Raw genomic sequence first — 22188 nt, forward strand, 5'->3', positions numbered from 1 at the left:
ACTACTATGGACACAAATAAATTTGTAAATCGCCACGTAGGTATCTCAACAAAAGACATTCCATCCATGCTGCAAGCTATCGGTGTGAAGTCGGTTGACGAATTAATCGAACAGACAATCCCGGCCAATATCCGCCTAAAGGAGCCGTTGAACCTTCCCGAGCCAATGACTGAACGCGAATTTGCCGAACACATTGCCGAGCTGGCTTCCAAGAATGAAGTATTCACTTCCTACATCGGCATGGGCTGGTACGACACCGTTTGTCCCGCTCCCATCCAGCGAAACGTATTCGAGAACCCGGTATGGTACACCTCTTATACCCCGTATCAGGCAGAGGTTTCACAGGGTCGTCTGGAAGCCTTGCTGAATTTCCAGACAGTTGTCTGCGAACTGAGCGGACTGCCACTGGCCAACTGCTCATTGCTGGATGAAGCAACTGCCGCAGCCGAAGCCGCCACGATGTTCCACGGAAGCCGCAGCCGTGCACAGGTGAAGGCAGGAGCCGACACCTTGTTTGTCGACGAAAACGTGTTTGCTTCCACACTGGCAGTTATCCAAACCCGCATGATTCCGCAAGGCATCCGGGTTGTGACGGGCAATTACAAGACATTCCAATTCACCCCGGAAGTATTCGGCGCTATTGTTCAATACCCGAATGCAGACGGTTCGATTGAAGACTATAAAGAATTTATCGCACGTGCCAATGCGAACGAAACACGCGTTGCCGTTGCCGCCGACCTGATGAGCCTCGTCCTGTTGACACCTCCGGGCGAATGGGGCGCCGACGTTGTATTCGGAAGCAGCCAGCGCTTCGGTATCCCGATGTTCTACGGAGGCCCGTCCGCCGCTTATTTTGCCACGAAAGACGAATACAAACGCGCTATCCCGGGACGTATCATCGGTATTTCGAAAGACGCCTACGGCCATGCCGCCTTCCGTCTGGCCCTCCAGACACGCGAGCAGCACATCAAACGCGAAAAAGCGACTTCCAATATCTGTACCGCCCAGGCATTGCTCGCCACGATGGCCGGCTTTTATGCCGTTTACCACGGAGCCGAAGGACTGAAAAACATCGCAGGCCGCATCCACGCCTCTGCCGGTTTCTTGGCCGCCGAACTGGAAAAACTGGGATATAAGCAATTGAACAAGGATTATTTCGACACATTGAAAATCGAATTGCCTGAAAACGTCTCCATCAACGCCTTGCGCGAAATCGCCCTGGAATGCAAAGTCAACCTCCGTTATTTCGAAAGCGGACATGTCGGCATCAGCGTGGACGAGACAACCCTGCCGACCGACATAGGCGTCTTGCTGTACATCTTCGCCGGTGCAGCCGGAAAAGATTATATGCTGAAAGAAGCCGTTCCCGAAAAGACCTATTTCGACCCGAAATTCGCCCGCACATCCGATTTTCTTCAAGAAGAAGTCTTCCAAAAATATCATACGGAAACCGAACTGATGCGCTACATCACCCGCTTGGGACGTAAAGACGTCTCACTAGCACAATCCATGATTTCGCTCGGTTCGTGCACCATGAAGCTGAATGCAGCCTCGGAAATGCTTCCGCTCAGCCGCCCGGAATTCCAGAACATCCATCCATACGCCCCCGAAGAACAAGTGGAAGGCTACAAGGAACTGATTGAGAACCTCTGCAGCTACCTGGCCGAAATCACCGGTTTCAAAGGCGTCACGCTGCAACCCAACTCAGGAGCTGCCGGCGAATATACCGGTCTACGTGTCATCCGCGCCTATCTGGAAAGCATCGGACAGGGACATCGCAACATCGTCCTCCTCCCCGCTTCCGCCCACGGGACAAATCCCGCCAGCGCCATCCAGTGCGGTTATCAGACCGTCACCGTCAAATGCGACGAAAACGGCAACATCGACCTCGAGGATTTCCGTGCAAAAGCGGAAGCCAACAAGGACAACCTGGCTGCCAGCATGATTACATATCCGTCCACCCACGGTATCTTCGAAGTGGACATCAAAGAAATGTGCGACATCGTTCACGCTTGCGGCGGACAACTCTATATGGACGGAGCCAACATGAACGCCCAGGTAGGCCTGACCAATCCGGGTACAATCGGTGCCGACGTCTGCCACCTCAACCTGCATAAGACATTTGCCTCGCCTCACGGCGGCGGCGGTCCCGGCGTAGGTCCGATTTGCGTGGCCGGGCACCTGATTCCCTTCCTGCCCTCCCATCCGGTATTATGGGGAAATAGCTTGAATACGGTTTCCGCCGCACCTTACGGCAGTGCCGGTATCCTGCCGATTACATACGCCTACATCCGCATGCTGGGAAGCGAAGGACTGGAAACTGTGACCAAGACAGCTATCCTCAACGCCAACTACCTGGCCGCCCGCCTGAAAGACACCTACGGTATCGTCTACACCGGCGCAACCGGCCGCGTAGGGCACGAACTCATCCTCGAATGCCGCACCGTGAAAGAACGCTCCGGCATAGATGAAGGCGACATAGCCAAACGTCTGATGGATTTCGGCTACCATGCCCCGACGCTCTCCTTCCCCGTCCACGGGACACTGATGGTAGAGCCGACCGAAAGCGAAAGCCTGGCCGAACTGGACCGCTTCGCCGAAGTCATGCAGTGCATCTACAACGAAATCCGTGAAGTGGAAGAAGGAAAAGCCGACAAAACGGACAACGTCCTGAAAAACGCGCCTCATCCCGAATACGAAGTGACTGCCGATGAATGGAAGCACTCTTATCCGCGCAGCAAAGCCGCCTTCCCGCTGGAATGGCTGCACGACAGCAAATTCTGGATTAACGTAGCCCGCGTAGACAACGCTTACGGCGACCGCAACTTAATCCCGACCCTCTGCGCCTGCGAAATTTAATATTTCCGGCCGGAAATATACTTAGGAAAGGGTAAATCCATCCGTAGATTAGACCTCGCTAACTTCGAGGTCTAATCTACGATAAAAGATTTGACCCGGACAAGAGCGAGGTCTAAACCACGGTCAAGGATTAGACCCGCTCAAGTTCGAGGTCTAATCAAAGGCCTAAGATTTGACCCCGAAGTCAGCGAGGTCTAATCCAAGAAAACATCAACCTCCAAATCCAATCATTTATGGAAGAAAAATACAAACAAATCATTCCCGAAGACGTTTTCATCACCACTGCCGACCGGAAACCCACCGAAGAAGAACGTTGGCTGGGCGTCACCGACGATTTCAACGGGAACCGGCCTACGGGCAACAACTTCGTCGACCTTTTCGCCTATCTTATCCGGAAATACGGACGCAAGGACACCTGCTTTTACGCCCGCATCATGGGTGTGAAAACCGAAGACCTGAACATGGCCATCCGCGCCATGAGCGGAATATCGGGCTGGGAATGGCGCAATCGCTATCTCCTGCTCGAAGCCAAAGAATTACTGGAAGAATCAAATATGCAAATCAACGACATATCCGCGAAACTGGGATTTTCCCAGCCCTCCGTTTTCACCAAATTCTTCCAGGCAAACACCCATTCGCAGCCCTGGGAATGGCGCATCAACAAAAAGGAGCCGGGCAAAAACTGGAAAAAGACATATCACTGGGGAGAATGACAGCTCACAATGCTCAAAAGGCAATCAAGTGTGCAATTTCCCCTCTAAAGTTCTTTGATTTAAAGAATGTTTGATTATTTTTGCAAGCTGGAAATCAGAAAACAAATCGATTAAACTGCTAAATATAGCAATCTAACAGTCCTATAATATGAGTTTAAAAATTATTGTATTAGCGAAACAGGTTCCGGACACGCGTAATGTGGGAAAGGATGCGATGAAAGAAGACGGAACAATCAACCGTGCCGCCCTCCCCGCCATCTTTAACCCGGAAGACCTGAATGCATTGGAACAGGCACTGCGCCTGAAAGATGCCTACCCCGGAACTACAGTTACGCTGTTGACGATGGGCCCGGGACGCGCCGCCGAAATCATCCGTGAAGGTCTATACCGCGGAGCCGACGGCGGCTATCTGTTGACCGACCGCGCCTTCGCCGGAGCCGACACGCTGGCAACCTCTTACGCGCTTGCCACGGCCATCAAGAAAATAAAAGATTACGACATCATCATCGGCGGACGCCAAGCCATTGACGGCGATACCGCCCAAGTAGGCCCGCAGGTTGCCGAGAAACTGGGATTGACGCAAATCACATACGCGGAAGAAATCCTGAACGTCGACGAAAAGACACGCCGCATCACGGTGAAACGCCACATCGACGGCGGTGTCGAAACCGTAGAAGGCCCGCTGCCTATCGTAATCACCGTAAACGGCTCGGCCGCCCCTTGCCGTCCACGCAATGCCAAATTGGTGCAAAAGTATAAACGCGCACTCGGAGCGCAGGAAAAAGCCGCCCTCGGCGACGCCCTCACGCACACCGAAATGTACGAAAGCCGCCCTTACCTGAACATCACGGAATGGAGCGTTGCCGATGTAAACGGCGATACCGCTCAATGCGGCCTGTCCGGTTCACCGACAAAGGTGAAAACAATTCAGAACATCGTATTCCAGGCAAAGGAAAGCAAAACGCTGACCAGCTCGGATAAAGATATAGAAGACATGATTGTTGAACTGTTAGCCAATCATACAATTGGCTAAGGAGACAAAAGATATGAACAACGTATACGTATATTGCGAACTTGAAGGTACGACAGTTGCCGATGTAAGTCTCGAACTTCTGACCAAAGGCCGGAAGTTAGCCAATCAGCTGGGTTGCCAGCTCGAAGCCGTTGCAGCCGGAACCGGCCTGAACGGGGTGGAAAAACAAATAATCCCTTACGGCGTCGACAAAGTACATCTATTCGATGCACCGGGACTGTTCCCCTACACTTCACTGCCCCACTCGTCTATCCTTATCAATCTTTTCAAGGAAGAAAAACCGCAGATTTGCCTGATGGGAGCAACCGTTATCGGCCGTGACCTCGGCCCACGCGTATCTTCCGCCCTGACCAGCGGTCTGACAGCCGATTGTACTTCATTGGAAATCGGTTCGCACGAAGATAAAAAAGCCGGCAAGACGTTCGAAAACCTGCTGTACCAAATCCGTCCCGCTTTCGGTGGAAACATTGTGGCTACCATCATCAACCCGGAACATCGCCCTCAGATGGCGACTGTCCGCGAAGGTGTGATGAAAAAAGAAATCCTGGACGAGAACTATAAAGGCGAAGTGGTGAACCACAATGTCGCCCAATATGTTCCACAGACAGACTATGTGATAAACGTCATCGACCGCCATGTGGAAAAAGCGCAACACAACCTGAAAGGTGCTCCAATCGTAGTGGCAGGCGGTTATGGCGTAGGTTCCAAAGAAAACTTCAACCTGCTATTCGATCTGGCAAAAGAACTTCATGCCGAAGTGGGTGCCAGCCGCGCAGCAGTGGATGCCGGTTTTTGCGACCACGACCGTCAGATAGGCCAGACCGGTCTTACGGTTCGTCCGAAACTCTATATCGCATGCGGTATCTCCGGACAAATCCAACACATTGCCGGCATGCAGGATGCAGGTATCATCATCTCTATCAACAATGACGAGAATGCACCAATCAACACCATCGCCGACTACGTCATCAACGGCTCCGTCGAAGAAGTGCTTCCAAAGATGATTAAGTATTACAAACAAAACACGAAGTAAGAGTATGGCTAATTTTTATTTAGATAATCCCAGCATGAAGCACCATCTTCATCACCCGTTGATGAAGCGCATCGTGGAACTGAAGGAACGTGACTTTGCCGACAAGGATAAGTATGACTATGCTCCTCAGGATTTCGAGGATGCAATGGACAGTTACGAAAAAGTACTGGAAATAGTCGGCGAAATCTGCGGTGAAATCATCGCACCCAATGCCGAAGATGTCGACCACGAAGGACCGTCTGTTGCCAACGGACGTGTCACATACGCAAAAGGTACACAGGAAAATCTGGATGCCGTACGGAAAGCCGGGTTGATGGGTATCGCAATGCCCCGGCGGTACAACGGGCTGAATTTCCCGATTGTCCCTTATATCATGGCTGCCGACTTGGTATCGCGTGCCGATGCAGGTTTCGAAAACCTATGGGGCTTGCAGGATTGTGCCGAGACTTTATATGAGTTCGGTAACGATGACCAGCGTGAACGCTACATTCCGCGCGTTTGCAACGGCGAAACCATGTCGATGGACCTGACAGAGCCGGATGCCGGCTCCGACCTCCAATCGGTCATGCTGAAAGCTACTTACAGCGAAAAGGACAACTGCTGGTACTTGAACGGTGTAAAACGTTTCATTACAAACGGTGACGCGGACATTCACCTCGTACTGGCCCGTTCGGAAGAGGGAACAAAAGACGGCCGCGGCCTTTCCATGTTTATCTACGACAAACGTAACGGAGGCGTGAACGTACGCCGCATCGAGAATAAGATGGGTATCAAAGGTTCTCCGACCTGCGAGTTAGTATTCAAGAATGCGAAAGCTGAACTTTGCGGAGACCGTAAATTAGGCCTTATCAAATACGTAATGGCCCTGATGAACGGTGCCCGCCTGGGTATCATGGCACAGGCTGTAGGTCTGAGTGAAGCCGCTTACCGCGAAGGTTACGCCTATGCTACGGAACGTAAGCAGTTTGGTAAAGCGATTATCGAATTCCCGGCTATCTACGAAATGGTATCCCTGATGCGTGCAAAAGCAGACGCTTCCCGCTCCATGTTGTACGAAACAGCCCGCTTCGTCGATGTATACAAGGCATTGGACGACATCTCCAAAGAGCGCAAGCTGACTCCCGAAGAACGGACCGAAATGAAAAAGTACAGCAAGCTGGCAGACGCTTTCACTCCGATGGGTAAAGGGATGACTACGGAATATGCCAATCAGAATGCTTACGATGCCATTCAGATACACGGAGGTTCCGGTTTCATGAAAGACTATGCCTGCGAACGCCTGTACCGCGACGCCCGTATCACGAATATCTACGAAGGAACGACTCAGTTGCAGGTAGTAGCAGCTATCCGCCACGTCACCACCGGCACTTACCTGAATCAAATCCGCGAATACGAAGCTATCGAATACAAACCGGAATTGGCAGGCTTGCAAAACAAGTTGAAAGCAATGACGGACAAGTACGAAAAGCTGGTAGCTATGGTTACGGAAACGAAAGACAACGAATATATCGATTTCCAAGCCCGCCGCATGGTAGAGGCTGCCGCTCATTGCGTATTAGGTTATCTGTTGCTTCAGGATGCTAACAAAGACGATAGTTTCCGCCGCTCTGCCGAAGTGTATGTGAATTACGGCCAGGCTGAAGTGGAGAAAATCAGCTCGTTCATCAGCAACTTCAACCGCGAAGATTTGACTTATTACAGACAATAACAAAATATCCGGATAAGAAGGGGCTGCCGCAAAAGCAGTCCCTTCTTTTGTGTTTTAAATTCTCCGAAGCAGAATGCTTCTTTTTCTAATTCTTTACCAAATGAATAATATGCGATTTATACTTTCAAAAACAATCCTGGTTGCAGGAGCCATCGGACTATTGCTCCCCGCTTCCACACAAGCCTCGACAACCGACACGGATAAAAAACTGACGGAATATGTCCGTCCTTTAGTGGGTACGGACGGATTCGGGAATGTATACCCCGGTTCACAAGTGCCTTTCGGAGGTATCCAGATTAGTCCGGATACGGATTTCGACTATTATGATGCCGCTTCCGGCTACAAGTACAAACACACAACCCTGCTGGGTTTCAGCCTGTCGCATCTCAGCGGAACAGGCATTCCGGACCTCGGAGATTTCCTCTTCATGCCCGGAACCGGTAAAATCCGACTGACACCCGGCACGCACGAAAACCCGGATGTCGGCTACCGCTCCCGCTACAGCCACGACCAGGAATGGGCTTCCCCCAACTATTACGGCGTACATTTACAAGACTACAACGTAAAGGCCGAAATGACTTCCGGCGTGAGAAGCGGCATGTTCCGTTTCACTTATCCCCAATCGGACAGTTCTTTCATCCTGTTAGACCTGAAACACACGCTTTGGCAGAAATGCAAATGGGCGAATATACGGATGCTGAACGACTCTACTTTAACCGGATACAAGCTGGTGAAAGGATGGGGACCGGAACGGCACATATACTTCACCGCCGTATTCTCCAAACCGTTGACGGATTTTGGTTTCGTACAAGACAGCATCCCCGTCCTCTACAACACCTCCCGTTTCCGCAGCACGATGGAAGCTTGGGGCGAAGATATCAAATGCTGGATACGTTTCAAGACAAAAGCAAATGAAGAAGTGTACGTCAAAACCGCTATCTCCGCCGTAAGCACGGACGGAGCCTGCATGAACCTGAAGGAACTGGACGGTCTGACGTTCGATGCCTTAAAAACACTCGGAGAAAAGAAATGGGAAGAAGAACTTTCCCGCTTTTCCATCGAAGGAAACCCAAAACAAAAAGAGACATTCTATACTTCCGTCTACCATTCATTCCTGCATCCTTTCATCTTCCAGGATGCTGACGGACAGTTCCGCGGGTTGGACAAAAACATTGAAAAAGCAGAAGGCTTCACCAACTATACCGTATTCTCCCTGTGGGATACCTATCGTGCTTTCCATCCATTGTTGAACCTGGTTCACTCGGATGTAAACGCGGATATTGCCAACTCCATGCTTGCCCATTACGACAAAAGCGTGGAGAAGATGCTTCCTATCTGGTCGTTCTACGGAAATGAGACCTGGTGCATGATAGGTTATCATGCCGTTTCCGTTTTAGCAGATATGATTGTCAAAGAAATCCCCGGTTTCGATTACGAACGGGCATACGAAGCAATGAGAACAACGGCCATGAACCCGCATTACGACTGCCTTCCCGAATATAATCAATTAGGATGGGTTCCTTACGACAAAGAAAAAGAATCCGTATCCAAGACCCTCGAATATGCTTTCGACGACTATTGTATCGCCCAGGCAGCCCGCAAACTGGGAAAAACAGACGACTACCATTATTTCCTGAACCGCTCCCTCTCTTATCAGAACCTGATAGACCCGGAAACAAAGTACATGCGCGGACGCGACAGCAAAGGCAACTGGCGTACGCCTTTCGCTCCTATTGCCTACCAGGGACCGGGGTCGGTCAACGGCTGGGGAGATATTACAGAAGGCTTTACCATGCAATATACTTGGTATGTTCCCCAAGACGTACAGGGATACATCAATGCCATGGGGAAAAAACTGTTCGAGGCCCGTTTGGACTCCATGTTTACTATCGAACTGCCGGACGATATTCCCGGTGCGCACGATATACAAGGCCGCATCGGAGCCTATTGGCACGGGAACGAGCCTTGCCATCAAATTATCTACCTGTACAATTACCTGAAACAGCCTTGGAAATGCCAGAAATGGATACGCCAAGTGTCCGATTCTTTCTACGGGAACGAACCGGGCTCATTAAGTGGGAACGATGACTGCGGCCAAATGTCTGCCTGGTATATCTTCAATACGATGGGCTTCTACCCCACCGCACCTTCCAGCAACATATACAACATCGGTTCACCCACCTTGCCCGCGGTAGACATGCGAATGACAAACGGGAAACATATCCGGGTAACCACCGAAAACTGGTCGCCCCAGAATGTCTACATCCGCAAAATGTATCTGAACGGCAAAGAGTACGATAAATCCTACCTCACTTACGAAGATATTCGCAACGGAGCCGACATTAAATTCGTAATGAGCCGAACCCCGAACAAAAAACGGGCCGTTTCAGCAGGAAGCATTCCTCCGTCCCTGTCCGCACCGAACAAGACGATGGAATATAAGAAATAAACAACCTTTTTCATGGAGCCGGCCTATCACCTTTTGAGAACCGGCTCCACAATTTCGTTTGTACGATTCCACGTAAAGACAAATAGACGAGGAAAGCCATCCAAAGCGCATGATTTCCCATCTCTCCTTCAAAAAGATAATAAACAAGGAAGAAACACCCTGAAGCGACCAACATCGCCCACAGCATCTGACGGGTAGCCGTAGCCCCTATCAAAATGCCATCCCAAAGGAAAGCTGCAAAACCAGCCAACGGGACGGCCAATACCCAATAAAAATAACTCCCGGCCTCGTGAATAACTGAAACATCATTCGTCAGCAGTCCCAAAAAACCCTTTCCCCCCGCCGCATACAAAACGGTAAAGAACAAAGATAGCCCGACACCCCAACCGAACAACAACCGTATCATCCTGTTCAATGCCTGCTTGTTGCGAGCACCGATATACCGCCCTGCCAAAGCTTCCCCTGCATAAGCAAAACCATCCATAATGTAAGAAAACAACGTAAACAACTGCATTAACAGCGTGTTCACCGCCAGCACGACATCCCCCTGCCTGGCTCCTGTCGAAGTAAAAAAGGTTGTGACAGCCACTAAGCATAAAGTCCGGAAAAAGATATCGCTATTCAACGAAAAGAAACGGCGCATAGCCGCCTTCTCTCCTATTTCTCTCCAACGAACATTCACCTTCAACCGCCCATAATACCGGAACCAGAGCAAAACAGCCATCAGCAGGCCGCCATACTGGGCAAGCAACGTGCCCAAAGCAACCCCTTCCACCTTCATTCCCAATAAAAAGACAAAACTCAGGCTGGCTACGATATTGACAACATTCTGCGTAATGGCAATAAACATCGGGAAACGGGAATTTTGCATCCCGATATACCAACCGGCAAAGCCATATAATCCCAACACTGCCGGAGCTCCCCAAATACATATATTAAAATAAACCGTTGCCAGCCGCTCCACTTCCGGCGTCGTTTCAATCAGGGCAAAAGCCAATTTCCGTATCGGATACTGCAACAGCAACAAACAAAGAGAGATACACACACCGACACTGACAGCACGAAGCAACACACGAACCACCTCACGTAAATCCCGGCTACCGAAAGCCTGCGAAGTCATACCGCTCGTTCCCATCCTGAGAAAGCCGAAAACCCAATAAATAATCGTAAACAACATTCCCCCTACGGCAATAGCCCCAATATAAGAAGCCGCTCCCAAATGCCCGACAATAGCCACATCAATCAATCCCAGCAAAGGAACAGTGATATTGGAAATGATGGAAGGAATAGCCAATTGAAGTATCTTTTTGTTCATGTACGCACAATCTGAATTGGAAGCCAAAGATAGTTATAAAACCGATTATCCGCAGCATTGCTTTCATATTCCCGTGCCAAAACGCGATGCATCAACTTCTTTTCTTTCCTTTTCTTTATAACCGCCAAAGCTATACCGGAATACAACTGTCACATTACGGGTATCCTGCCACAGTTTCATACGGCTTCTCTGTCCCTGTTCATCCACACGTGTCACAGGCGAACTACCTTCAAACAAATCATTCCCCCGTACCGTCAGGCGCATCTTATCTTTGGCAAATGTCCAAACCAAGCCGGCAGAAACATTGTGTATCCGTTCTATGTCATATAAGCCCTGAATAACAGGAGAGATGCAATAACCACTCAATTCCAGCGAAAAGTCCCGTTTCGCCGTCAGGAAAAAAGTATTTGTCAGCTCCGCCCTTCCGAACAGTTTTTTCCGCTCAAAAGAGATATCATATAAAGTCCCTTTATTGTGGATAGCACATCCCATCAACGTCAACCGGGAACTCATAAAACCACCTACCTTAAAAGGCAACACAGCCACCATTCCGTACATATTATAAATATCCATATTGATTGTCTGAAAAACAGCACGCAGTTCATCGTGGCGTTGATAAGTCATTTGTTGTATCTTATCCGGCAGGATATTCGCGAACAATCCGAACACATATTTACTTTTCAGGATATAATTCAGTTGAAACGAATACGAAAGTTGCGGTTTCAAATCCGGGTTGCCAATCACGGAACTGTAGACATTCATATAATAGGTATTAGGCGTTGTCATCCAATAAGACGGATACGACTTATCACTTGATATAGAAAGTACAAACATGCCGGTAGGAATTACTTTATATGTAAATGTCAGCTGCGGGAAAGGAGATACTTGTTCCCACAATATCTTTTTCTTTCCGGCAGAATCGACGGAAGCTTTATAATATTGAAGGGAAAAAGAAGCCTTCAGCGAAATGTTTTCCCCAAACTGTTTGCTAAATCCGACAAAGCCTCCGAGCGAATAATCTTTTTGTCTTAACCGGAAAGTCCCTTCCGCTGCTTCCGTATCATCAATAGACAAGTCGGATTCATTACGGGTATCCGACAAAGAAGCATCTGCCCCATAATCCAACACCCACTCTTTTTCAAACTTGCGACTATCGTTTATGTAGAAGTTTCCACGATGAACCTGTTGGCGGGAAAATGTCTCAATCGTCTGGACATCCTCCTTTTCAAACGTGTTATCCAGATACTGGATATCGTCATTCTTATAAAAAGTATAATCCAGGCCGGCATCAAATCCATTATGGCCGGCATAACCAATCCTTGCATTATGCAAATCGGAACCACCTTTAAGTTCCAACCCCGTTTCAACTTTCTGGATACCGACAAAATCCGTCAAAGCTCCCCTTCGGGAAATCATATTCGGATTGTAAAAACGACCGGTATAAGAAAACGATAACTTATCTTCATTTCTCAAGTCGAAATCGAAAGCCCCCCTTATATTATGTGATAAGTCCGAATAATTATTCCAATCCTGTTGGCGGATATCATATGATTTACCGTCCACGGCAGGCTGTGCCGTCATCTCCTCTTCCTGCCGTCCATGTCCATAAGAAGCCGAATAAGAGACATCCGCCGAATAACTTTTCCCGACATACGACAAACCGACCCGTCCGGAAGGGGAAAAGAAATGACCTTGCGTACCGGTCAGGGAGACCTCACCTTTCAATATATCCCGGAAATTCTTATCATTTTCCATCACAACGTCGATAGCTCCCCCTCTCACCCCATACCGGGGTGGCGCGCTGTACATGACATCAATCCGCCTCACTTTGGAAGAAGAAGTAGACTTCAGCAATTCGACCAATTGTTCCACCGTCATGGAGCTTTTGCGGCCGTTAAGCAAAATTGTCGTAGCAGGAGCCCCGATAATCGTTATGTTATCGCCCTCTTTCCGTATGCCCGGCAATTCGCCTATCACGTCAAAAGCATTATCCACCGGTTTGTTCCTGACTAAATTCGGAATGTCGTATTGCAATTTGCCCCCCGACACCTTTACCAACGGACGTTCCCCTTTCACAAACACAGCCGGCAAATCGATTGTCATACTATCATTTACCAGAATATGTTCATCCTTGTCCGTACTTTGTGCCGAAACAGACATCTGGCCGAAAAAAAGCCCTGCGCATAAATAATAACAAACAGATTTCATGGTATTCGTTTTTCTTGTAAAGTTTATATTTGGCAGCGACAGTTCCAAATATTCCTTTCCTTTAGTAAGACTATATAACAACTCCCGGCATGAATGTTATTTAGTCTTACCAAATAAGCCGGGATAAGCAAACTTTCCCTACATTTGTTTACATGAAGACTTCATTCAAATACATGATAATACTGGTTATTCTTTCCCTTTCAGGCATTTTCATTTACCAGTTATTCTGGATAACCGATTTATATCATTTCCGGCAGAGACAAAACAGGGAAGAGATATTGATGGCCGTCAAGAACGCCGACCATATCGAACTATTCGACCGGGCGGATATCCTCGGCAAACATTTCCAGAAACAAAGAGAAACGTCCGCTATTGCCGACACGGAAGGAGGAAGAGCCATCAGCACAAAATTCCTGAATAAAGATTCGATAATACACTCACGAAGTATCCTGTCTTTGGACAGCAATATTTATCACCCTGAATACTCCAATGAGAAAATCGGTAAAATGCTCAAAAGCACAGCAGTCGAAGTTGGCAACGATTTCAACTCATTAGGGGAACTGGGACTACAGATGCAACGTGCCCTTCATGAAACAATCGATACGCTGATGCCTATCCGAATAGCCAAGTTCGATAGCATCCTCACGGCCTATCTGAAAAAGAAAGGATTGGAGATACAGCACTTTACAGAAATCCGGGACTTAAGAGACAGTTCCGTGACGACCTCTTCCATTCCGGCAAACGCCAATCTGCCCCAATATGATTTGACTAAATGGGAATATACCACATACAATAAAAAGGCCTATTATGTCTATACGGAACCCACACACTATGCCACACTGCAAATGATGGCCGGCATTCTCACCTCGTCTTTCCTGATATTTCTCATCCTGCTCCTGTCGTTTGTTTATATGCTTCGGTTCCTTATCCACCAGAAAACGGTAGAACAACTGAAAGATGATTTCACCCACAATGTCACCCACGAGCTAAAAACTCCCATAGCCATTACCTATGCAGCCATTGAAGCCATGATACATTATAATATCACGGACAACAAAACAAAAACGGACAAATATCTGCATATCTGCCAAGAAGAGCTTCGCCGTCTCAGCAGCATGGTGGAACAAATCCTATCGCTTGGCCTGGAACATAAAAAAGAATTCAAGCTCAAATTCGAGCATATCTGCTTGAACGACATGCTCAATAAGATTATCGAGCAACAAAACATAAAGGCATCGAAGCCATTCCGTACCGAATTAATATTCACCCCGGCAACAATCTCACTGGAGGCTGACCGCACACACCTTTACAATATCATCAGCAACCTTTTGGACAACGCCGTTAAATATTCGTCCGACCCCCCGTTTATTCAGATAGCCGCCCATACGACAGACCAATCCGTCATTATCCGCATAACCGACAACGGGCTCGGTATATCGAAAGAACATCTGCCATACATATTCGACAAATTCTACAGGATACCCATCGAAGGCCGGACGCCCGTCAAAGGCTATGGCATCGGCCTGTTTTACGTAAAGACGATGATACAAAAGCATAACGGGAGCATTCATGTCGAAAGCATACCTGATAAAGGCAGCAGTTTTATAATTACATTACCACAATTATCACAAAAACATGGACAATAAAAAACGCATCTTAATTGTCGAAGACGAAGTAACATTAGCAATGATAGTCGGCGACGCATTAGAGGAAGAAGGACACCAAGTAATCACAGCCGAAAACGGCCTTCAAGGTATCGATTGTTACTACAAGCATCATCCCGACATTATCATAGCAGACATTATGCTTCCGGAAATAGACGGTTTCGAAATGGTCCGCCGTATCCGTAAAGACGATAAATCCGTGCCCGTTCTTTTTCTGAGTGCCCGTTCCTCGACCGACGATATCGTCTTCGGCTTCGAACTTGGCGCCAACGATTACGTGCGGAAACCATTCAGTCTGCGCGAACTGGTAGCCCGTGTCAAAGCCCTACTCTGCACAAACGACCAAAAGAATAAAAAAACAGAATTTTATGAAATCGGACTTTATACTTTCTATCCCGACATCCAAACATTGCTTATTGCCGGAGAAAAAGAGAAGCTTTCCTTCAAAGAATCAGAAATCCTCAAACGTCTTTGCGAAAACGAAAACCACCCCATCTACAGCAAAGATATCCTGTTGGCAGTCTGGGGAGACGACAGCTTTTACAATGCCCGAAGCCTCCACGTCTTCATCACTAAACTCCGCCATAAACTGGAACAAGATATGAGAATAAAAATATTAAATGTAAGGGGTATAGGATATAAATTGATTTATGAAGCATTTATGTGAATAAACACTAAAACGTTTCAACATATTTCTCGCAGTGGAACAAAAGTTTCTCTCTAGTGAAACAAAAGTTTCTCCGTAATGAAACAAAAGTTTCCTCATAGTGGAACAAAATGACTCATACCGGGAAAATCTGTTAACATTCCCGCCTATAATTCTCATCATATATATAGAAGTGGTAGTGGTGGCAACAAACAAGAAAAACAACATACTGAACTTTACCCTTAAAAACAGTAAACAAATATCGGATGATACTAAAAACAAAAAGGGCGAGTTGCCCCGCCCTGAATGTTTTCACAACGGAATAATCCTTATTGTGATTTGCTTCAATTTATCTTTGTTGTGGCAAATATATACATATTTTCTCCAAAAAACAAGTATATATTTGTTTTTATTGTCTATTTTTGAAAAAACATAAAAATAAACTACCATGAAAAAGATATTAGGACTGGATTTAGGGACAAATAGTATTGGATGGGCATTGATAGAACAAGATTTCGACAGTAAACAAGGAAAAATATTGGGAATGGGGAGCCGGATTATCCCTATGAGCCAAGATATACTAGGCAATTTCGATGCTGGAAATTCCATTTCTCAAACAGCAGAACGTACCAGCTACAGAAGACATCGAAGATTGTATGAACGCTGCAATCTAAGACGAGAACGTCTCCACAGAGTGTTCAATGTTTTAGGTTTTTTACCTGATCATTATGCTAAAGATATTGACTTCGTTAATAATTTCGGTAAATTCATACCTGAAACCGAAACTAAACTACCTTGGGTTAAAGATGAAGAAGGAAGATTCAAATTCCTTTTTCAAAGTTCCTTCAATGAAATGCTGAATGATTTCAAAGCAAACGGACAAGACATAAAAATCCCCTATGATTGGACAATTTACTATCTCCGCAAAAAAGCTTTAACTCATAAAATTCTAAAAGAAGAGCTTGCATGGATTATTCTAAATTTCAATACAAAACGAGGCTATTACCAGTTGCGTGGAGAAGAGGAAGAAGATGTGCCGAACAAATCGGTGGAATTTCACTCTTTAAAAATCATTGATGTTGTTGCAGATGAAAAACCAAACATCAAAGGCGAAACTTGGTATTCACTACATTTAGAAAACGGTTGGATTTATCGCCGTTCAAGCAAAAATCCTTTATATGATTGGAAGGATAAAGTGCGAGATTTTATTGTTACAACCGATTTAAATGATGACGGTACGGTAAAAACCGATAAAGACGGTAATGAAAAACGCTCATTTAGAGCACCAAATGAGAATGATTGGACATTGCTCAAAAAGAAGACAGAAGCAGATATTGAGCATTCACAAAAAACAGTCGGAACATTCATTTACGAAACTCTCTTACAAAATCCAACACAAAAAATTCGTGGTAAATTAGTACGTACTATCGAACGTAAGTTTTACAAAGAGGAGCTTCTGGCTATTCTTAAAAAGCAAATTGAATTACAGCCAGAACTATTTACCGAAGAAAAATATTACGATTGCGTGAAGGAATTATACCGAAACAACACCGAGCAGCAGTCCTTTTTAAGCAATCAGGATTTCGTACATCTGTTTGTGAATGACATCATTTTCTATCAACGTCCGCTACGAAGTCAAAAGTCGTCAATAGGGAACTGCTCACTGGAATTTAGAATATATAAAGATAATAATAACAATACTATTAAGGAATATCTAAAAGGCATTCCCAAATCAAATCCTTATTATCAGGAATTTCGATTATGGCAATGGTTGTATAATCTGAAAATTTACAATAAAGATAACGAAACAGAGGTTACAACAATGTTTATAACCAACATCGAAGATTTGGAAAATTTATTTGACTTCTTGAATAATCGTAAAGACATCGAACAAAATATACTTATTAAATATTTATTGAAACAAAAAGATATAAAGGGGAAAAACGAAACAGATAAATACCGTTGGAACTATGTAGAAGACAAGAAATATCCGTGCAATGAAACCCATGCCATGTTATCAACACATTTAGCAAAAGTAGAAAATGTGCCTGATAATTTTTTGGAAATAATTGACACGAAAGAATTTACCAACAGAAAGACACAAGAACACGGAACCGCAAATTTAGGGACTCGCGAATATCAACTTTGGCATATAATCTATTCTGTCACTGATAAAAAAGAATATGAACAAGCTTTGAGAAACTTTGCGATAAAGTACAATCTAGAAACGGAATCCTTCGTAGAAAATTTAAAAAAATTTCCTCCATTCAAAAATGAATACGGTTCATACTCAGAGAAAGCAATCAAAAAGCTATTGCCATTGATGCGAATTGGAAAATACTGGAAATATGAAGCCATAGATGAAAACACAAAAGCCCGGATTTCCAAAATCATAACAGGTGAATATGATGAGAAAATAAAAGAAAGAGTCCGCGAAAAGGCAATAAACTTAACTGAAGAACAGCATTTTCAAGGCTTACAACTTTGGCTGGCCCAGTACATTGTTTATGACAGACATTCTGAAGCAGAAATTGCAGGAAAATGGAAAAATGTTACCGATTTAGAAGAATATCTGAATAAATTTAAGCAACATTCATTACGTAACCCTATTGTGGAACAGATTATTACTGAGACATTGCGAGTAGTACGTGATATATGGAAACAGTATGGCCACAGTCGTGAAGATTTCTTTGACGAAATTCATATTGAACTTGGACGTGAAATGAGAAACACATCCGAAGAGCGTAAGAAAATGGCTAATACGGTAATAGAAAACGAAAACACCAATCTCCGTATTAAGGCATTGCTCGCTGAATTACAAAATGACAGCAATGTTGAGAATGTTCGCCCATATTCACCAATACAACAGGAAATCTTAAAAATTTACGAAGAATATGCCGTTTCAAATATTGCAGACAGCGACGACGATAAAGATTTTATTATAAAAATCAGCAAAACTGCACAACCGTCCAGTGCAGATTTACAACGTTATAAATTATGGCTCGAACAGCGTTATTGCTCGCCTTACACAGGACAAATAATTCCGCTTGGTAAACTATTTACTTCTGCCTACGAGATTGAACATATAATTCCACAAAGTCGTTATTTTGATAACAGCCTTAGTAATAAAGTGATTTGCGAAGCAGCTGTTAATAAAAAGAAAGACAGAGAACTTGGCTTAGAATTCATCAAAAATCACCACGGAGAAATTATAGAAACAGGGCTTGGACAATCTGTGAAAATATTAGAAGAGGCAGAATATATAGAATTCGTAAAACAGCATTATTCTAAAAACCGTTCCAAAAAGACGAAACTACTATTGGAAGAAATCCCAGACAAAATGATTGAACGGCAAATGAATGACACCCGTTACATCAGCAAGTTTATTTCAGCTCTTTTATCCAATATTGTTCGTGCAGACAGCAATGATGACGGCATTAATTCTAAAAACATACTACCTGTAAATGGAAAAATAACAACAATCTTAAAAAAAGATTGGGGATTGAACGATATTTGGAACGATTTAATTTTACCGCGCTTCGAGAGAATGAATCAACTGACCGAAACGAGTAAATTCACCGCTTGGAATGAACAATATCAAAAAAAGCTGCCAGTAATTCCATTGGAATTGTCAAAAGGTTTCCAAAAAAAGCGTATCGACCACCGTCATCACGCAATGGATGCCTTAGTGATTGCCTGTGTCACACGTGACCATACCAATCTACTGAACAACCAGTCTGCAAAATCCGAGAATTCGCGTCATGATTTACAACGCAAATTACGTTACACAGAAAAATGGATTGACAAGGACGGCAAAGAAAGACACAAATACTCAGAATTCAAGAAGCCTTGGGACAAATTCACTGTTGAGGCCAAAAATGGATTGTCTAAAATCATCGTTAGTTTCAAGCAGAACTTAAGGATAATCAATAAAGCCACAAATAAATATTGTAAATACAAAAACGGAAAAAAAATAAAGGTCAAACAAGAAGGCTTAAATTGGGCTATCCGCAAACCGTTACACAAAGAAACGGTTTATGCACAAGTTTCCTTACGGAAAATAAAAATAGTACGATTCAGCGAAGCAATTAAGAATTGGAAAAGTATTGTAGATGAAAAATTAAAAGAGGAAATAAAGCGTCTAATCAGTTTACATAAAGACAATTACAACACTGACATAATGAATAAACACTTCAAAGACAGAAAATATAAGTTTCAAGATATTGATGTTTCAAAAGTTGAAGTTTATTACTTCGATAATGGCTACTCTGCTGCAAGGGAATCACTTAACACTTCTTTCAATGAAAAGAAAATCAAGGAATCAGTTACAGATACAGCCATACAGAAAATTTTACTCAATTACTTATCGACAAAAGGAAATGATCCCGATTTAGCCTTTTCGCCTGAAGGAATTGAAGAAATGAATAAAAATATTATACAATTCAATAATGGCAAGTTTCACCAACCAATTATAAAAGTGCGAGTTTATGAAACTATTGGTAAGAAATTTGTGGTTGGAAAAAAAGGCAATAAAAAAGATAAATATGTTGAAGCAGCAAAAGGTACAAACTTATTTTTTGCAATTTATACAGATGAAAATGGTAATCGTTCATATGAAACTATACCATTAAATATTGTTATAGAACGGATGAAACAAGGTTTAAATGCAGTTCCTAATACAAATGAGAAAGGGAACAAATTATTATTCCATCTATCTCCCAATGACTTGGTATATGTACCAACAAAAGATGAGATTATAAATAGTATCAATTTAAATATAACAGATATAAATCCTGAAAGAGTTTATAAACTGACAGATTCAAGTGAGACTACAGCTAATTTCATTCCTGCCTCTATCGCTGAAGTTATTTTCAATTATAATAAAGATATACAAAAAAAGATAGGAATAAATTATCCAATTCAAAATGAAATTGGAATAGGTTCTCGTGGGTCTAAAAATCAAAAAGCCATTACAGGGGAGATGACAAAAGAGATGTGTATAAAGCTTATAGTGGATAGATTAGGAAATATTTTAGAAATGAGAGGATTATGAGTAATATAAAACTTTCTCAAGACAAAATACTACATAAAAAACAAATTACTATTTATTCTAAATGAGGAATAATAAATTTTCAAACTAATTAGTCATGATAAAAAGCACATTATACTTCGGTAATCCTGCATATTTATCATTGAGAAACAATCAATTGATAATCAAACTTCCGGAAGTAGAGAAAAATGATACTTTACCGGATAGCTTCAAGAGAGATACGGTCAGAAGTAAGCCTATAGAAGATATCGGAGTTGTTGTTTTAGACCACAAGCAGATTACAATAACTTCCGGGGTATTGGAAGCTCTTCTGGAAAACAACTGTGCCGTTATTACGTGCGACAGCAAAAGTATGCCGGTTGGACTTATGCTGCCTTTATGTGGAAATACAACCCAAAATGAACGTTTTCGGGATCAACTGGATGCATCTTTACCATTAAAAAAGCAACTTTGGCAACAAACGATTAAGATGAAGATTGAGAATCAAGCAACAGTCTTATCTAAAAGCCGAAATTGTGGGATTAAAAACATGCGTGTATGGGCTAATGACGTCCGAAGTGGCGACCCGGATAATTTAGAAGCGCGTGCGGCAGCCTATTACTGGAAAAATCTATTTCCTAAGATTGAAGGTTTTACCAGAGACAGAGAAGGCCTTCCTCCCAATAATTTATTAAACTACGGATATGCCATTTTGCGTGCAGTGGTTGCCCGAGGATTAGTTTCAAGCGGTTTACTTCCGACATTAGGCATTCATCATCATAATCGCTACAATGCCTATTGTTTGGCAGATGACATAATGGAACCTTATCGTCCGTATGTTGATAAATTAATAGTCAACATCATAAACAGTAATTGCAACATTGCAGATTTATCAAAAGAAATAAAAGCAAAGTTATTAACAATCCCGACTTTGGAAGTTTCGGTGAACGGGAAACGTAGTCCTCTCATGGTTGCTGTAAGTCAAACGACAGCTTCATTATACAAATGTTTTAGTGGTGAACTTCGCCACATAGCATATCCGGAAATGTAATATGAATAGATTTAGTGAATATCGTATTATGTGGGTTCTTGTATTTTTTGATCTTCCGACAGACACAAAAAAAGAAAAGAAAGCTTATGCTGATTTCCGAAAGAATTTGCAGAAGGACGGTTTTACTATGTTTCAATTCTCCATCTACGTTCGTCATTGTGCAAGCGCAGAAAATGCGGATGTGCACATAAAAAGAGTTAAATCCTTTCTTCCACCCAATGGTCAAGTCGGCATTCTATGCATAACAGATAAGCAATTTGGCAACATAGAACTTTTCTTCGGCAAAAAAGAACAACCGATTAATACTCCAGGCCAACAACTTGAACTTTTTTAAAATAAGAAATCCTGCCTTGCAAGCAGGATTTCTTACTGAATAACAACTACTTTTTTATTTTCTAATCGCAAGCATTAAGCACTGAAATACAGCAAATTGCGCACAATCAGTTGTTTTCAGTATGTCAAAGATAATAGATTGAAAGC

Annotated in this window: 13 protein-coding genes; 11 read left to right on the forward strand and 2 right to left on the reverse strand. The window is 44.2% G+C overall.

The features are described 5' to 3' along the window. The first annotated feature begins 6 nt into the window (after positions 1-6). The 6 genes from gcvP to DW103_RS11320 all read left to right on the forward strand — a co-directional run bounded on the left by gcvP (position 7) and on the right by DW103_RS11320 (position 9795). Positions 7-2859 carry an aminomethyl-transferring glycine dehydrogenase gene (gene gcvP / locus DW103_RS11295; RefSeq protein WP_122276174.1) on the forward strand — a complete coding sequence of 951 codons (2853 nt, stop codon included), beginning with the start codon at positions 7-9 and terminating at the stop codon, positions 2857-2859. Between the two features lie 233 nt (positions 2860-3092). Further along, entirely contained in the window at positions 3093-3572 is a 480-nt protein-coding gene (locus DW103_RS11300) for a helix-turn-helix domain-containing protein (RefSeq protein WP_122276176.1), read from the forward strand. A 148-nt stretch (positions 3573-3720) separates the two neighbouring features. Continuing rightward, positions 3721-4605: an electron transfer flavoprotein subunit beta/FixA family protein gene (locus DW103_RS11305; protein ID WP_122276178.1), complete on the forward strand. Its 885-nt coding sequence runs from the start codon at positions 3721-3723 to the stop codon at positions 4603-4605. Positions 4606-4618: 13 nt separating this feature from the next. Beyond that, on the forward strand, positions 4619-5638 hold the full coding sequence (locus DW103_RS11310; RefSeq protein WP_122276200.1) for an electron transfer flavoprotein subunit alpha/FixB family protein: 1020 nt from the start codon (positions 4619-4621) through the stop codon (positions 5636-5638). A gap of 4 nt (positions 5639-5642) precedes the next feature. Further along, complete coding sequence (locus DW103_RS11315; protein WP_122276180.1) at positions 5643-7346, forward strand: acyl-CoA dehydrogenase family protein; 1704 nt, start codon at positions 5643-5645, stop codon at positions 7344-7346. 100 nt (positions 7347-7446) lie between these two features. After that, positions 7447-9795: a GH92 family glycosyl hydrolase gene (locus DW103_RS11320; protein WP_233545675.1), complete on the forward strand. Its 2349-nt coding sequence runs from the start codon at positions 7447-7449 to the stop codon at positions 9793-9795. 10 nt (positions 9796-9805) lie between these two features. On the opposite strand, the gene DW103_RS11325 is transcribed toward DW103_RS11320, so the two are convergent. Together DW103_RS11325 and DW103_RS11330 are read right to left on the reverse strand one after the other, a co-directional pair. After that, positions 9806-11110: an MATE family efflux transporter gene (locus tag DW103_RS11325; protein WP_122276182.1), complete on the reverse strand. Its 1305-nt coding sequence runs from the start codon at positions 11108-11110 to the stop codon at positions 9806-9808. Positions 11111-11173: 63 nt separating this feature from the next. Continuing rightward, entirely contained in the window at positions 11174-13318 is a 2145-nt protein-coding gene (locus DW103_RS11330) for an outer membrane beta-barrel family protein (RefSeq protein ID WP_122276185.1), read from the reverse strand. Positions 13319-13470: 152 nt separating this feature from the next. Here DW103_RS11330 and DW103_RS11335 point away from each other — a divergent pair, with 152 nt between their 5' ends. From DW103_RS11335 to cas2, 5 genes are all read left to right on the forward strand, one after another. Beyond that, complete coding sequence (locus DW103_RS11335; protein ID WP_122276187.1) at positions 13471-14964, forward strand: HAMP domain-containing sensor histidine kinase; 1494 nt, start codon at positions 13471-13473, stop codon at positions 14962-14964. Beyond that, the gene (locus tag DW103_RS11340; protein ID WP_122276189.1) at positions 14954-15649 is read left to right on the forward strand and encodes a response regulator transcription factor; all 696 of its coding nucleotides are present in this window, start codon (positions 14954-14956) and stop codon (positions 15647-15649) included. The genes DW103_RS11335 and DW103_RS11340 overlap by 11 nt, the downstream gene beginning before the upstream one ends. Before the next feature lie 427 nt (positions 15650-16076). Further along, the gene (cas9, locus tag DW103_RS11345) at positions 16077-20681 is read left to right on the forward strand and encodes a type II CRISPR RNA-guided endonuclease Cas9 (RefSeq protein ID WP_122276191.1); all 4605 of its coding nucleotides are present in this window, start codon (positions 16077-16079) and stop codon (positions 20679-20681) included. A 94-nt stretch (positions 20682-20775) separates the two neighbouring features. Beyond that, positions 20776-21708 carry a type II CRISPR-associated endonuclease Cas1 gene (gene cas1, locus DW103_RS11350; protein WP_122276193.1) on the forward strand — a complete coding sequence of 311 codons (933 nt, stop codon included), beginning with the start codon at positions 20776-20778 and terminating at the stop codon, positions 21706-21708. 1 nt (position 21709) lies between these two features. Continuing rightward, positions 21710-22042, forward strand: a complete 333-nt coding sequence (cas2, locus tag DW103_RS11355; protein WP_122276196.1) for a CRISPR-associated endonuclease Cas2 — start codon at positions 21710-21712, stop codon at positions 22040-22042. Positions 22043-22188: the final 146 nt, after the last annotated feature.

The sequence above is a fragment of the Parabacteroides sp. AM08-6 genome, from assembly GCF_003473295.1.
Lineage (GTDB): Bacteria > Bacteroidota > Bacteroidia > Bacteroidales > Tannerellaceae > Parabacteroides.